This window comes from Agrobacterium sp. RC10-4-1, assembly GCF_014138475.1.
In the GTDB taxonomy this organism is placed as follows: Bacteria; Pseudomonadota; Alphaproteobacteria; order Rhizobiales; family Rhizobiaceae; genus Agrobacterium; species Agrobacterium pusense.
The window spans coordinates 74,457-90,236 of record NZ_JACJIT010000007.1; the positions used below are offsets into that span (position 1 = coordinate 74,457).

At 58.5% G+C, this 15,780-nt stretch carries 11 protein-coding genes; 5 read left to right on the forward strand and 6 right to left on the reverse strand.

The annotated features are described in order from the left end of the window. Window positions 1-205 precede the first annotated feature (205 nt). The 5 genes from FHW77_RS19130 to FHW77_RS19150 all read left to right on the forward strand — a co-directional run bounded on the left by FHW77_RS19130 (window position 206) and on the right by FHW77_RS19150 (window position 9,496). On the forward strand, window positions 206-457 hold the full coding sequence (locus FHW77_RS19130) for a YMGG-like glycine zipper-containing protein (RefSeq protein ID WP_004443753.1): 252 nt from the start codon (window positions 206-208) through the stop codon (window positions 455-457). Window positions 458-631: 174 nt separating this feature from the next. Beyond that, complete coding sequence (locus FHW77_RS19135; protein ID WP_004443756.1) at window positions 632-2,557, forward strand: autotransporter assembly complex protein TamA; 1,926 nt, start codon at window positions 632-634, stop codon at window positions 2,555-2,557. A gap of 45 nt (window positions 2,558-2,602) precedes the next feature. Next, window positions 2,603-6,763 carry a translocation/assembly module TamB domain-containing protein gene (locus tag FHW77_RS19140; RefSeq protein ID WP_004443758.1) on the forward strand — a complete coding sequence of 1,387 codons (4,161 nt, stop codon included), beginning with the start codon at window positions 2,603-2,605 and terminating at the stop codon, window positions 6,761-6,763. A 166-nt stretch (window positions 6,764-6,929) separates the two neighbouring features. Further along, entirely contained in the window at window positions 6,930-7,406 is a 477-nt protein-coding gene (locus FHW77_RS19145; RefSeq protein WP_003504949.1) for a chemotaxis protein CheW, read from the forward strand. Window positions 7,407-7,729: 323 nt separating this feature from the next. After that, a complete protein-coding gene (locus tag FHW77_RS19150) occupies window positions 7,730-9,496 on the forward strand; it encodes a methyl-accepting chemotaxis protein (protein ID WP_004443763.1) in 1,767 nt (588 codons plus the stop codon). Window positions 9,497-9,542: 46 nt separating this feature from the next. On the opposite strand, the gene fdhD is transcribed toward FHW77_RS19150, so the two are convergent. From fdhD to FHW77_RS19180, 6 genes are all read right to left on the reverse strand, one after another. Next, window positions 9,543-10,358 carry a formate dehydrogenase accessory sulfurtransferase FdhD gene (fdhD, locus tag FHW77_RS19155; protein ID WP_081093429.1) on the reverse strand — a complete coding sequence of 272 codons (816 nt, stop codon included), beginning with the start codon at window positions 10,356-10,358 and terminating at the stop codon, window positions 9,543-9,545. A 342-nt stretch (window positions 10,359-10,700) separates the two neighbouring features. Continuing rightward, window positions 10,701-11,111: a F0F1 ATP synthase subunit epsilon gene (locus tag FHW77_RS19160; protein WP_004443766.1), complete on the reverse strand. Its 411-nt coding sequence runs from the start codon at window positions 11,109-11,111 to the stop codon at window positions 10,701-10,703. Window positions 11,112-11,240: 129 nt separating this feature from the next. Next, the gene (gene atpD, locus FHW77_RS19165; RefSeq protein ID WP_004443768.1) at window positions 11,241-12,695 is read right to left on the reverse strand and encodes a F0F1 ATP synthase subunit beta; all 1,455 of its coding nucleotides are present in this window, start codon (window positions 12,693-12,695) and stop codon (window positions 11,241-11,243) included. Between the two features lie 23 nt (window positions 12,696-12,718). After that, entirely contained in the window at window positions 12,719-13,597 is an 879-nt protein-coding gene (locus FHW77_RS19170) for a F0F1 ATP synthase subunit gamma (RefSeq protein WP_004443770.1), read from the reverse strand. A 31-nt stretch (window positions 13,598-13,628) separates the two neighbouring features. Further along, window positions 13,629-15,158 carry a F0F1 ATP synthase subunit alpha gene (gene atpA / locus FHW77_RS19175; RefSeq protein ID WP_004443771.1) on the reverse strand — a complete coding sequence of 510 codons (1,530 nt, stop codon included), beginning with the start codon at window positions 15,156-15,158 and terminating at the stop codon, window positions 13,629-13,631. Further along, window positions 15,158-15,724 (reverse strand): F0F1 ATP synthase subunit delta, encoded by a 567-nt coding sequence (locus FHW77_RS19180; protein WP_004443773.1) that lies wholly within the window; start codon window positions 15,722-15,724, stop codon window positions 15,158-15,160. Before FHW77_RS19180 ends, atpA begins: the two co-directional genes overlap by 1 nt. Between the last annotated feature and the right edge of the window lie 56 nt (window positions 15,725-15,780).

The window sequence follows — 15,780 nt, forward strand, 5'->3', positions numbered from 1 at the left end:
AAAGCGGATTTTTGGAACCTTTTTTGCGCCGCGCCGTTGTTTGGGGCACAATCGATTTACGCTCGGAGGAATGCCTTAAGTGGAGGCTTCCCTAAACGACATCGAATTGTTAGTTATCTGTGGCGGTCGGAGGTAGCAGTCGCCGCAGATAAATATGGGACGCCTACCGAGCCAAAGAGCTCATTGTAACGTTGGAGAGAGTTTCATGAAAAAGGCAATCATATTTGCGCTGGTCGGCCTGTCGCTTGCAAGCTGCACGCAGACTGAAAAGGGTGCTTCGATTGGTGCCGTTTCCGGCGCCGTTATCGGTGGCGCGGTCACTGGCAACGTTCGTGGCGCAGCCGTTGGCGCAGCGATCGGTGGCGTCGGTGGTGCTTTGATTGGCAACGCTTCCGAGCCGGGCTATTGCTATTACCGCGACCAGTACGGCCAGCGTTACACGGCACGTTGCCGCTAATCGCTTCGCGAAATACCGTTGCACAGAAGCCCCGGTCATCCGGGGCTTTTTGCGTTATGGGCTGCAAAACATGTGCCGAGGGTCCTCAAAGCCGTTTATTTATGATTAAATTGCAATGTTAACGGAGAGGAAACGGGTTAGGGCGACAATAAAGGCTCAACCATAAAGCAGCTTATGCGAAGAACACGAACTAACCCGAAGACAGGTATTGCGTATCGGAAAGCTGGCACCGCGCTTGCGGTTGCTGTGACGTTCGCCCTGTATCCGGCTTTTACGCGTGATGCCTTCGCCTTTAAACTGTTCGGCATGCGCCTGTGGGGTTCGGAAGAACCGGAGGTCGAGGTTATCAACCCCGTCAAATATGCCGTCACGCTCAACGCTCCCGACGCCGACAAATCCCTGACGGACAGCCTCGAAAACAGTTCCCTTCTTTTGGCCGACAAGGACAAGCCTGCCTCAGGCGATCTCGGACTCCTGATAAAGGCAAGGGACGACAGGGACAGGCTGATTGCAGCGCTTTATGAAAACGCCCGCTATGGCGGTATTGTCAATGTCACCGTGGCCGGGAGGAATGTCGACGACCTGCCGCCCAACCCGGTTTTCGACCATAGCGCGCCCGTTCCCGTGATCATAACCGTTACGCCCGGTCCCAAATTCACACTCGGCAATATCCGTCTCGAAGGCGACGTCACAGGCCGCGATCTCGAGGAATACGGCCTGACGACGGGCGGCGATGCGGGCTCCCTGGCGATCATCCGCGCCGGCAACAAGCTGATCGATGATCTGAAGGCCGAAGGCCGCCCGCTTGCCAAGCTGACGAAACGCGAGGCCGTTGCAAACCACGCGACAAACACTGTCGACATCACCATGGCGGCCGAAGGCGGCCCCGTCGCCCCACTCGGCACGGTCACCGTCACCGGTGAAAAAACCGTCGATGGGGATTTCATCCGCCGCTATTCGCGCCTCAATGGCGGCGAGCCCTATTCGCCGGAAAAACTGCGCAAGGCCGCCGATCGCCTGCGCCAGCTCGGTGTTTTTTCCAGCCTGACGATCAAGGAGGCAGGAACGCTCGCCCGCGACGGCACCATTCCGTTGACCATCGAAGTGTCCGAAGGCAAGCACCGCTATTTCGGCGTCGGCGCACAATATTCCACCACCGAAGGCATTGGTCTTCAGGGCTACTGGGGCCACAGAAACCTGTTCGGCCAGGCCGAATCGCTGCGCATCGAGGGCTCGGTCTCGCGCATTGCAGAGGCATCGAGCGTGGAAGGCATGGACTATTCGGCGGGCATTACCTTTACGAAGCCCGGAATGTTCAATCCCCGCACGACATTCAAGACCAGCCTGATTGCCAAGACCGAGCATCCGGACACCTACGAAGCCAAGACGCTGACTGGGACTGCCGGTTTCAGTTATGAACTAAACGATACCGACACGGCTGCCGCGGGCCTGGAGGTGCAGTGGGCCGATACAGACGACGCCTTCGGAAAGAACGAATATCTTACCACGTCCATTCCGCTGGAATTCGTTCGCGATACCCGCGACGACAAGCTCAACCCGACCGAAGGCTTTCGTGCATCGGTGGCCGCCAAGCCCAGCTATGAGGCCCTGAACGGCACCTTCTTCTCCTCTTTCGAAGGTTCGATTACCGGGTACAAGGGGCTGGGCGCGGAAGACAGGCTGATCATGGCCGGAAAACTGTCGGGCGGCGTGCTCGTCGGCGGAAGCGACCTGCAGGACATCCCCACCACCCGCCGCTTTTATGCCGGGGGCGGCGGGTCGGTGCGCGGCTATAGCTATCAGGAAATATCGCCTTATAATGCGGCAGGCGACGCGACCGGCGGTCGCTCCTATGTCGTTGGCTCCATTGAAGCCCGCATCAAGGTCACCGACACGATCGGTATCGTGCCTTTTATCGATGCGGGTGTGGTCTCGGAAGACGTGACCCCGGACTTTTCCGACATTCGGGCTGGCGCCGGCATCGGGCTGCGTTACGCGACACCCTTCGGGCCTCTGCGTCTGGATGTCGCCACGCCGCTCGACAAATACGATGGCGGCAACAGTTTCGGCATTTATGCTGGCATCGGTCAGTCTTTTTAAACGCCGCAGTCGAACACCCTTGCAACAGAGTGTAGATTACCTTTTATGAAAACGTTGATTCGATTGCTGAAATGGCTGGGCTACGCTGCCTTGTGCGGCGTGGTACTTCTGTTGCTTGCAGCCTTTTTCGTCGGTTTTACGCCGATGGGCGCGAGAATAGCCGCAAAGCAGATTTCATCGCTTGTATCGACACCCGATCAGATAATCGAGATTTCTCCGCCCAGCGGGCTTTTGACGGGGCATCTGAGGCTCGACAACGTCACTCTTTCGGATCGGCAGGGCCCTTATGCCCGCGTGAACCAGATCGCCGTCGACTGGTCACCCTTCTCGCTTCTTGCCGGCACCTTCCATGCGGACCGGGTATCGGCGGGGTCGATCGATGTCCAGCGCCAACCGGTTCCGGTGGAGGAAACGATGAGCAAAAGCTCCGGCAGTTCCTCTCTGCCGATTGAAATAGCGATCGACAATTTCAGCTTTCCCGATATTCGTCTCGGCCAGCCCCTTCTCGGCCGCCCCTTTGAACTGACGGCCGAAGGCAACCTCAAGGCCGCCAGCGACGATATCAGACTGTCGCTCACGGCCCACCGGCTGAATGCCCCGGATGCGGCCGTTAACGCCGACATCGCATTTCTTCCCAACGAAAATGTCCTGAAGCTGAAAGCTGAGATGCGGGAGCCTGAGGGCGGACTTCTTGCCACGCTGCTGTCTCTGCCCGGCACACCTGCGGTCGCCATCGACCTTAACGGCGAAGGACCGCTTTCAAACTGGACCGGCAGCATGCGCGGCAACGTCGCTGGTAACCCTGTCGTCAACGTCACCGGCCGGCACCTCCTCGCGGAGGATGGCACCCGCCGCATCGAAGTTGCGGGTGGCGGCCAACCCGATCTGCTTCTGCCGCCCGCCTTCCGGCAGCTTTTTGCCGGTGAGACGAAGCTCGACGCAAACGCCACCCTTTCCCCACAGGGGCGCATCGAAATCGGCAGCAGTACACTGGAAACCGGCACCCTGCTGCTGACGGCCTCCGGCACCATTGATCCGAACGGCCAGAACGACCTTGCCGCCAACCTCATCGGCACAGCCGGGCCCGTCGATTTTCGCTGGCCGCTGAGCGATGGGGAGGTGCAGGCCCTCATCAACGGCCTCGATCTTTCGTTAAAGGGTGGGGCAGACGCCGCACATCTTGACACAACCGTTTCCCTGCGCAGCCTCTCTTTGCCGCAAGGCAGGCTGGACGACGTCAAACTGACGGCGCAAAGCGCTGATCTCAATATCGCTGACCGGAGCGGCACAATCGCCACCGCTCTCTCCGTAGCGCAATCGTCCTTTGTCAGCCCGGATATTGATCGGCTGGTGCGTGCGCCGCTCACCATCAATGCACCGCTCCGCCTGAGCCCATCCGCCATCGGCTTTGACAGCGCGACGCTTGAAAGCGCCAGCGTTGGCGGAACACTGAACGGCAGTTTTGACCTTACCGGCAACCGCCTCACCTCCAGCGTGCAGCTCTTCGCACTGCCCGCTACCCTTCCACCGGCTCTCGCGGAAAAGTTCGACACCACCATCTCCCTCCAGGGTGATATCGACGTGACCATCGGTGGACGCACCAGCGTTGAAAACCTCGTCGTCAAGTCGGGAACGATCGAGGCGACAGGCAATGCCGGCCTCGAAAACGATGCATTGAGCGCCAGCCTGACGGGTAAATTTCTCGCTCTTGAAAAGTTGACGCCACAGGCAAAGGGCGTCGCCGATTTTGCGATCGAGGCCACCGGCGCGCTGGCAGCGCCAGATTTCAACGTGACCCTGACTTCCGAGAGCGCAATCCTTGCCGGACGTACGCTTGAATCGTTGCAAGTCAATGCGACAGGCAAGGCCGATCCCGCCGCTCCTCAGGCGAAACTTACGGCCAGCGGCAGCCTTGACCGACAGAAGATCGATGCCATTGCCGAATTGGTGCAAACCGAAAACGGCACTGCGATTCCCGAGCTGCGCGTGGCGGTAGGCCGGAATATCTTGAACGGACAACTGCAATTCTCGCAGCAGTTTTTGCCATCCGGCAATCTTTCCTTCAACTTTCCCGACCTTGCGCTACTCGCCGCTCTCGCTGCGCAGCAGGCGGATGGCGATATTGCCGGCGACATCGCCCTTAGCAACGCCAATGGCCGGATCGCCGCGACGATCAAAGCCAATGGCAGCAGCATCCGTCAGGGCACGACAACGATCTCCGGGTTGGCAGCCGATATTTCAATAGACGACCTTCAGGCAATCGCCATCAACGGCAAGGTCAACGCCGATACCGTCAATGCCGGCGCGGCTGCGATATCTGACCTGAAAGCCACAATCGGTCATTCCGGCACAACGACGCAGTTCAACGTCAACGCGCGTTACGACAACGCACCGCTGGTGGTGAATGGCAGCGCCGAGACGGGCGGATCGCCCATGACGGTAAGACTCGACGCCTTTTCCGCCGCGCCCAAGGGCATTACCGTGCGCCTTGAAAAACCCACCACCATTGCCATCCAGAACGGTACGGCCCGGATCTCCGATTTGACCATCATCACGGGCGAAGGACGTGTCGAGGTCAACGGCACCGCCGGGTCGACGCTTGATATCAATGCCGATATCCGTTCGCTGCCCGCAAGTCTCGCAAATGCCTTTGCCACCGGACTGGATGCGGCGGGCAGCATCTCCGGCACGGTGAAGGCCAAGGGTGCGGCATCGAACCCTGCGGTCGACTATAATCTCAACTGGGTAAATGCCGAGGTCGCGCAGACGCGCGCGGCGGGTCTCGCCGCCCTCGGCATCAAGGCGAACGGTCAATTTTCCGGTGGCACCCTGCAGATCGACACGAATGTCTCCGGTCAGGGCGGCATGGCGCTTTCAGGCGGCGGCTCGCTCGGTATCGCCGGCAATCGTCCGCTTTCGATGGCGTTTTCCGGCAGACTGCCTTTCTCAGCCGTCGCGGCACAAACAGCAGCGCAGGGCCTCGATGTGAATGGCACCGCCGCCATCGACGTGAAGATTTCCGGCAGCGCTTCCGCACCTGTCATTAGCGGCAGCATCACCACTGATGGCACGCGCCTGACCGACGTGCGCCGAAACCTCACCATTAACGATCTGGGCGCCACCATCACCTTCGACCGTGATCGTGCCGTCATCTCCCGATTGACCGGCAGGCTGGCAGGCGGTGGAACGATCTCGGGAACCGGCAGCGTCGGCATAACCGGTGGTTCGGGTTTCCCTGCCGATATATCGATTACGCTTAATCGCGCCGGTTACAACGACGGCACGCTGGTAACGACAGTGGTGAGCGGCACGCTGACGCTGAAAGGCCCGTTGCTGAGTTCCCCCGTGCTGGGCGGCAACCTGACGCTGGACAGAAGCGCCATCACCATTCCGGAGAAGCTGCCGGCTTCACTGACGGAGATCGACGTCAAGCACAAGAACGCACCACCCAAGGTACGCGCGCAGGCCAAGGCGCTTGGAGCCGATCAGGGCGGAAGCGGGAGCTCGTCCACCATCAATCTCGATCTGCAGGTCAATGCACCGAGCGGTATATTCGTGCGCGGTCGGGGTATCGATGCAGAACTGACCGGCAATCTGACGATCCGTGGCACGGCAGCGGTTCCGGTCATTTCCGGCGGCTTCGAAATGCGTCGGGGCAGGCTTGAAATCCTCACTCGCCGCCTTGATTTCACGACGGGAAATATCAGTTTCGGTGGCGGCCTCGTTCCAGTCCTCGACATGAAGGCGGACTCAACAGTTGGTTCAACGACCATCACCGTATCTGTTTCCGGTACTGCCAACGATCCGACCTTTGCGTTCTCCTCGGCTCCCGCTCTGCCACAGGATGAGGTGATGGCACAGCTGATCTTCGGCCAGTCCATGTCAAAACTATCCGCGCTGCAGATCGCGCGGTTGGCGGATGCCGCCGCTCAACTGGCCGGCGGGCGTTCCACATCGCTGTTCGACAAGCTCAGAAGCAATCTCGGCGTCGATGATCTTGATATTTCGACCGATTCCGAAGGACAGGCCCGTGTTTCCGCCGGTAAATACCTGAACGAAAGAACCTATCTGGAGCTGCAGCAAAGCGGCGAATCCGGCGCAAAAGCCATCATCAATCTCGACGTAGGACGCGGTGTGAAGCTGCGCGGGGAAGCGGGCGGCGATGGCGAAGGCGCAGCAGGCATATTTTACGAGAAAGAGTATTGAGATGGTTCGCATTTAGGTTTGCGAAACCATCTCATGCTAGGAATCTTCCATTGAAGACGGAAATATTGTTTCCGGCTGTTCAGGCACCAGGCAGAACGCCAAATTCGCATTGCAAGTGTCGGTGCACTTGCGCCGGCCTCCACAGCGAGCATTGGGAAGAATTCTGATGGCAATGATTAACTCTACCAATTTTGGCGGTGAGACGCTCGAAATCATCGCATTCCGCCTGCATGATCAGGAATTCTGCGTGAAGACGACGACCATTCGCGAAATCCGCGGCTGGGCGCCTTCGACGCCCATTCCCCACGCACCGAAAGACGTCATCGGCGTCATGAACCTGCGCGGCTCTGTTATCCCGATCATCGATCTGGCTCACAAACTCGGCATGAAAAGCACCGTTGCCAATGAGCGCAGTGCAATCGTAGTGGCCGAAGTGCATAACATGGTCATCGGCATGCTGGTGGATCGCGTTTCAGACATTCTGACGATCCCGGCAAACCAGGTCCAGCCGGTTCCCGAAATTTCAGCCTCCTTCGACAAGTCCTATTCCGAAGGGATCATCGCCAACGAACATGGCATGATCTGCTTCCTGAACCTTGCGAAAATGTTCAAGGGCACTGAAGCGGAAGATCTCGCGGCCTGACAAGGTCTGCGCAGGCCTCGCTGAAGAATGATAAGGAACAATCCAGACCGCCGGAGCACCTGCCGGCGGTTTTGTTTTTTCTTTCACGCATTTTATTAAATAAGAACATTTTAATATTATAGATATCTAATATTATCGCCATAGATCAGTACCGCGCCGGTAAGCCTATTACGCGGGCGGATACCTGACCCAGGGCCAACATAGAGAAGTGCCTGCATTGCTGCCTTCGGCGGCAAAACCTGTTCGTTGTTCAACGTGATATGGCGTGGACCGCATCTTCTTTGCGGCTTGCCGCGCCGTGGGCTGACTTTGGGGGACTTGTAATGCTGGGGTTAGGAAAAAGCGCAGACAGTAGAAATATGCTCGATGCGATATCAAGATCGCAGGCGGTCATCGAATTCGATCTCAAAGGTAATATCCTCACCGCAAATAAGAATTTCTGCGCGGCACTGGGTTACGATCTCACCGAGATCGTCGGTAAGCACCACCGCATATTCTGCGACAGCGAGCTTGCCGCGTCTCGCGCCTATCAGGAATTCTGGGACTCTCTCGCCCGGGGCGAGTTTCAGGCCAGGGAATTCCGCCGTATCCGCAAGGACGGCTCGGTGATCTGGATCGAGGCCTCCTACAACCCGGTTTTCCGTTCGGGCAAGCCCTATAAAGTGGTCAAGATCGCAACAGATATCACCGCAAAAAAGATCACGGCCGCGGAAGATGCGGGCAAACTGGAGGCGCTCTCCCGCTCGCAAGCCACCATTGAGTTCTTTCCTGACGGTACGATCATCACCGCCAATCCAAACTTCTGCGCTGCGGTGAACTATGACCTCAAGGAAATCGAGGGCAGGCACCACCGCATGTTCTGTGATCCTGCCTATGCCGCCTCGCCCGCCTATGCAAATTTCTGGCAACGACTGGCATCAGGCGAATTCATCTCGGACGAGTTTGTCCGCTACGGGAAGAACGGCAAGGAAATATGGATCCAGGCCGCCTATAATCCGGTTGTCGATGAAACCGGTAAAGTGGTGAAGGTGGTGAAATTTGCCACCGACGTCACACCGCGCATGAGCGCCATTCGCATGCTTGCAGATGCCCTGCGGGCGCTGGCCGAAGGCGACCTTGTACAACGCCTCGACAACAGCTTCGTGCCCAGCATGGAAAAACTGCGGGCAGATTTCAACGAGGTCGTCGCCAAGCTGCAGGCCACGATGCAGACGATCGCGCATAATGCCTCGACAATCGCATCCGGATCCGGCGAAATCCGCATCGCCGCCGATCAGCTCTCGCAACGCACCGAACAGCAAGCCGCCTCACTGGAGGAGACCGCTGCGGCGCTGGAGGAGATCACCACCACCGTAACCGATGCAAGCCACCGCGCAGGTGAGGCCGGTAAACTGGTGCTGCGGACAAGAGAACATGCCGAGCATTCCGGCGACATCGTTCAGCAGGCAATTTCCGCCATGGATGCGATTTCGAGGTCCTCGGGCGAGATCACCAATATCATTGGCGTTATAGACGACATCGCTTTCCAGACCAATCTCTTGGCCCTCAATGCGGGCGTTGAAGCAGCGCGCGCCGGGGAAGCGGGCAAGGGGTTCGCCGTCGTCGCACAGGAGGTCCGGGAACTCGCACAGCGATCCGCCGTTGCCGCCAAGGAGATCAAATCCCTCATCAACACCTCTCGCGAGCAGGTCTCCAACGGCGTGGATCTGGTGGGCAGAACCGGCGACGCCCTGCGGGACATCCAGTCGCAGATGGGCGAGATCGACACTAATGTCTCGGCCATCGTTGAAGCATCCCGCGAACAGGCGAACGGTCTCAGGGAGATCAATCAGGCTGTCAACGTTATGGATCAGGCCACCCAGAAAAACGCTGCGATGGTAGAAGAAACCACCGCCGCCAGCCACGGGCTCGCTACAGAAGCGGAAAATCTGCATGAATTGCTGCGGCAGTTCAGAGTCGCGCACGACGCGTCACCCGCACGCCCCGTCGACAAGCCAGCCGTCCTCACCAGGCTGCCGGTGCCGCAACCGCGATATGCTGCTTTACCAAGGTCTCATGGAAACGCAGCAGCCGAATGGGCGGAGTTCTAAGGGTCTCTTTGAAGTCTGAAGGCCGTCGGTAGCGGCGGCCTCTACGTCATAAAATGATACGATCCGCCCTGGTGAAGATCTCAAAATCTTCACCCCGCACGAGTGCGACAAGGGTGATACCCGAGCTTTCAGCGGTTTCGATGGCGAGCGCGGTGGGCGCGGAAATCGCCGCCAGAATGGGACTGCCAAGGATGGCGGTCTTTTGGACCATTTCTACCGACAGGCGGCTGGTCACAACCACAATGCCAGCATTCGGCGGCAGGCCTGCATTGACAACTGCACCTGCAAGCTTGTCGAGCGCATTATGGCGACCGACGTCTTCACGAACAGCAAGCAGCCCCTTTTGAGGATTGTAGAAACCCGCGCCGTGAACCGCTCTCGTTTCGCGATTAAGGCTTTGCGCTTCATTCAGTGCTTTCATCGCAGCAACAATATCATCCCCGTAGACGGAGAGTTCAGAGCCGCTCAGGACCGGGACCACTCGGACCGCCTGTTCTATCGATTCGATGCCACAAAGACCGCAGCCGACAGGGCCTGCCATATGCCGCCGTCTCGCCCTGAGCGCATCCGCATTGGCATCCTGCAAATCCACCTGAACGTCGAAGCCCTGCCCCGCCTCGATCACCTCGATTGACCGGATTTCCGCCCGTGTGGATATGATGCCTTCCGTCAGACTAAATCCGACTGCAAAATCGACAAGATCTGCGGGGCTGGCCATCATCACGGCATGGGTGCTGCCACCATAGGAAAAAGCAACCGGCACTTCCTCGGGCACCGCTCTATCGCCCTCGATCAGGGTCCCTGACCGCAACGCGGTTCTCGCGACCCCTCTGTAGCTCGCTTTTGCCGACACGCCGATCACTCCTCCATCACCAAATCTGCTTCGTGTTGCGCACCCGAGCAGCATTTCTTCGGGATATCACATCTAACCGAAAGCTCTGAAAATCGGAATCGGTTTCCGAGGCTGCCCGGTTGAAACGCAATCGTTGAAGCGCGCCTTTGCTAGACTCATGTTCCGTAGACGAATAATTGATGCACCGGTCAACGTGATTTTGAAGCTTATGTGGGCAGGCTGAGGAGGACGAAGGCAATCGTACTCGCTGACCCGTTAAGCAGCAGGTCAAAACAAAAAAGCGACCGAGACGGCCGCTTTCTGGTTCGGATTTTTTGTGGGCAGTCATTCTTTCGAACCCGCCCGGTGCTTTCAAGCAGCGACGAGAACCTCATGCAGGTTCGTCAGTTCGTAAAGGTGCTTTTCAAGCTTCGTCAGATGCTCGTGGTGATGATTGCCTTCTTCGATTTCGGCCTTGGCCGCATCGATGCGACGCTGCAACGTGTCGGGAGACATGTCATCGGCCGAAACAGCGGATTCGGCAAGAAGCGTGCAGCCCGTCGGGAGAATATCGGCGAAGCCACCGAAGACGACATATTTATGCGTTTCACCAGAAGCGAACTTCACCGTTACCAGACCCGGCTTGATCGTGGTCATCGTCGGCGCATGGTTGGCCAGAACGGTCATTTCACCCAGCGTGGCCGGGATGACGACTTCCGTAACCGTTTCGGAAACGAGCAGACGCTCCGGGGAAACGAGATCGAATTTGAAACTGTCAGCCATGGCTATTCACTTCTTTTCAATTACGCGGGCGTCACGGACTTGTCTGTTACAACGCCGACAAAGCCTTATCGGTTTCGCCACCATTGTCGGCAAGGCGCGCGGCTGAACCACGCGCCCGCCAATTCATGATCAGGCAGCTTCGGCAGCCAGCTTCTTGGCCTTTTCAATGGCTTCTTCCATCGAACCGACCATGTAGAAGGCAGCTTCCGGCAGGCTGTCATATTCACCATTGACCAGGCCCTTGAAGCCCTTGATCGTATCTTCGAGCGCAACGAGCTTGCCCGGCGAACCGGTGAAGACTTCGGCAACGAAGAACGGCTGCGACAGGAAGCGCTCGATCTTACGGGCGCGGGCAACCGTCAGCTTGTCTTCTTCCGACAGTTCGTCCATGCCGAGGATGGCGATGATGTCCTGAAGAGCCTTGTAGCGCTGAAGGGTCGACTGAACCTTACGAGCCACTTCATAGTGTTCTTCGCCGACGATCATCGGATCGAGCATGCGCGAGGTGGAGTCGAGCGGGTCAACGGCCGGGTAGATGCCCTTTTCAGCGATCGAGCGCGACAGAACCGTCGTGGCGTCCAGGTGGGCGAACGAGGTAGCAGGAGCCGGGTCGGTCAAGTCGTCGGCGGGGACGTAAATGGCCTGAACCGAGGTGATCGAACCCTTGGTCGTGGTGGTGATGCGTTCCTGCATCTGGCCCATGTCGGTTGCCAGCGTCGGCTGATAACCCACGGCCGAAGGAATACGGCCGAGCAGAGCCGACACTTCCGAACCAGCCTGAGTGAAGCGGAAGATGTTGTCCACGAAGAACAGAACGTCCTGGCCTTCGTCGCGGAAGTTTTCAGCGATCGTCAGACCGGTCAGAGCGACGCGAGCGCGGGCGCCCGGCGGTTCGTTCATCTGGCCGTAAACCAGCGCAGCCTTGGAGCCTTCGCCGCCACCGAGCTTGTTGACGTTCGATTCGATCATTTCGTGGTAGAGGTCGTTACCTTCACGGGTACGCTCACCAACGCCGGCGAATACCGAGTAACCACCGTGTGCCTTGGCAACGTTGTTGATGAGTTCCATGATGAGAACGGTCTTGCCAACGCCGGCGCCGCCGAACAGGCCGATCTTACCACCCTTGGCGTAAGGAGCCAGAAGGTCGACGACCTTGATGCCGGTGACGAGGATCTGTGCTTCGGTCGACTGTTCGACGTAAGCAGGAGCGTCCTGGTGGATGGCGCGCTTGGAAGCGGTCACGATCGGACCAGCTTCGTCAACCGGCTCGCCGATGACGTTCATGATACGGCCGAGCGTTTCCGGACCAACCGGAACGGAGATCGGAGCGCCGGTGTTCGAAACGCTCTGACCGCGAACCAGACCTTCGGTCGAGTCCATGGCGATCGTGCGAACGACGTTTTCACCGAGGTGCTGCGCGACTTCCAGAACCAGGCGGTTGCCGTTGTTCTCGGTTTCGAGCGCGTTCAGGATCGGAGGCAGTTCGCCTTCGAACGCCACGTCGACAACAGCGCCGATAACCTGGGTAACCTTGCCCGCGCCGTTCACCGCTGCGGTTTTCTTGGGGGTAGCTGCCTTAGCCATTATCCTTACCCTCTTTCCTTACCTCAGAGCGCTTCCGCGCCCGAAATGATTTCAATGAGTTCCTTGGTGATCTGAGCCTGACGCTGACGGTTGTAGGACAGCGTCAGCTTGTTGATCATCTCACCGGCATTGCGCGTTGCGTTATCCATCGCGCTCATCTTGGCGCCCATTTCACCGGCAACGTTTTCGAGCAGAGCCCGGAAAACCTGAACCGAAATGTTGCGCGGAATAAGGTCTTCCAGAATAGAAGCCGCATCCGGCTCATATTCATAGACAGCGTTCTGCGTTGCTGCATCCTCTTCCACAACAGGCGTTGCGGCCGGAATGAGCTGCAGGCCGGTCGGGATCTGGCTGATGACGGACTTGAATTCCGAATAGATCAGCGTGCAGACATCGAACTCACCGGCGTTGAAGAGCGAGATCACCTTCTTCGCGATCTGGTCGGCATTTTCGAAACCAACCTTCTTCACGTCGCGCAGCTCGATGCGCTCGATGATGTTGGCTGCAAATTCGCGACGCAGGGCGTCGTAACCCTTCTTGCCGACCGTGATGATCTTGACCGTCTTGCCTTCCGAAATCAGCTTGCGGGCGTGATCGCGGGCAAAACGGGCGATTTGCGAGTTGAAACCGCCGCAAAGACCACGCTCAGCCGTGCAGACGACGAGCAGATGCACGTCGTTCTTGCCGGTGCCGGTCATCAGCGCCGGAGCAACGTCCGCCTCGACCGCATTCGCGATGTTGGCAAGAACGGCGCTCATGCGCTGAGAATAAGGCCGGGCGGCCTCCGCAGCTTCCTGGGCGCGCCGAAGCTTCGCCGCGGCGACCATTTTCATCGCCTTGGTAATCTTCTGCGTCGCCTTTACGGAGGCAATGCGGTTTTTCAGATCCTTTAGTGAAGGCATCCGTTATCCGTCCGAGTAAAAGAGCCCTGATTTAAGAGAAAGACTTGGCGAAACTATCAAGAGCGCCCTTGAGCTTGCCCTTGGTATCGTCGCTGATAGCCTTTTCCGTGCGGATGGTGTCGAGGATCGCCTTGCCTTCCGACCGGAGGTAGGAGAGCAGACCCTGCTCGAACTTGCCGACCTGTGCGACCGGAACCTTGTCGAGGTAACCGTTGACGCCGGCGAAGATCACCGCAACCTGTTCTTCCGTCTTGAGCGGCGAGAACTGCGGCTGCTTCAGAAGTTCGGTCAGGCGTGCACCGCGGTTCAGCAGGCGCTGCGTCGAGGCATCGAGGTCCGAACCGAACTGGGCGAAGGCGGCCATTTCGCGATACTGGGCGAGTTCACCCTTGATCGAGCCGGCAACCTGCTTCATCGCCTTGATCTGGGCGGCAGAGCCAACGCGCGAAACCGACAGACCGACGTTAACAGCCGGACGGATACCCTGATAGAACAGGTCGGTTTCAAGGAAGATCTGGCCGTCGGTGATCGAGATCACGTTGGTCGGAATAAAGGCCGAAACGTCGTTACCCTGGGTTTCGATGACAGGCAGAGCTGTCAGCGAGCCGGCGCCCATTTCGTCGGAGAGCTTTGCAGCGCGCTCGAGAAGACGGGAGTGGAGGTAGAAAACGTCGCCCGGATAAGCTTCGCGGCCCGGAGGACGGCGCAGCAGAAGCGACATCTGACGGTAAGCAACGGCCTGCTTGGAAAGATCGTCGTAACCGATGAGGGCGTGCTTGCCGTTGTCGCGGAAGTATTCGCCCATGGCGCAACCGGCAAACGGTGCCAGGTACTGCATCGGAGCCGGATCGGAAGCGGTCGCAGCAACGATGATCGAGTACTGTAGCGCGCCGCGCTCTTCCAGAACCTTCACGAACTGGGCAACGGTCGAACGCTTCTGACCGATAGCGACGTAGACGCAATAAAGCTTGTCGCCGTCAGGACCATTGTCGTGAATGGCCTTCTGGTTCAGGATCGTGTCGAGAATGATTGCGGTTTTGCCGGTCTGGCGGTCGCCGATGACAAGCTCGCGCTGGCCGCGACCAACCGGGATGAGCGCATCGATGGCCTTGAGGCCGGTCGACATCGGCTCGTGAACCGACTTGCGCGGAATGATGCCGGGAGCCTTGACGTCAACGCGCGAACGCTTGGCGGCGTTGATCGGGCCCTTGCCGTCGATCGGGTTGCCGAGCGCGTCAACGACGCGGCCCAGCAGTTCCGGACCAACGGGAACGTCAACGATAGCGCCAGTCCGCTTTACGGTGTCGCCTTCCTTGATGTCACGGTCGGAACCGAAGATAACCACACCGACATTGTCGGCTTCGAGGTTGAGCGCCATGCCGCGGATGCCGCCCGGAAACTCGACCATTTCACCAGCCTGAACATTGTCGAGACCGTAAACGCGAGCAATACCGTCACCGACGGAAAGCACCTGGCCGACTTCCGAGACTTCCGCCTCGTTGCCGAAATTTTTGATTTGATCTTTCAGAATTGCGGAAATTTCCGCGGCGCGGATATCCATCAGCCAACCTCTTTCAGTGCAAGCTTAAGGGTGGAAAGTTTGGTGCGAAGAGACGTATCGATCTGGCGGGAGCCGACCTTGACGATCAGACCACCGAGGATCGAGGGATCGACGGTAACGGAAACCGCCACATCCTTGCCGGTAACGCTCTTCAGCGCCGCCTTCAGTTCAGTTTCCTGCGCCTCGTCGAGCGCATGTGCCGAGGTGACCTCGGCGGTAATTTCGCCGCGATGGGCGGCAGCAATGGTGCGGTAGGCGCGGATCATGCCGGGAACGGCGAAGAGACGGCGGTTATTCGCAACAACCTTGAGGAAATTCAGCGCAAGACCGGTGATGCCGGCCTTTTCGCAAATAGCGGTGATTGCCTTGAACTGGTCCTCGGCGGAGAACACCGGACTCGCAACCAGACGCTTCAAATCGTCACTTTCGTCGAGAAGTGCGCCAAACTTGTCCAGTTCGGCCTGAACCGCTTCGACCGTACCCGCTTCCAAAGCAAGCTCGAAAAGCGACGACGCATACCTTTCCGCTACACCGGATGTTCCCTGGGAGGTCTCTGCCACGGGCACTTTTTCCCTGCTAATCGTCCAAGACCATCAGCGATGGGGCTCCACCGCATCAAATT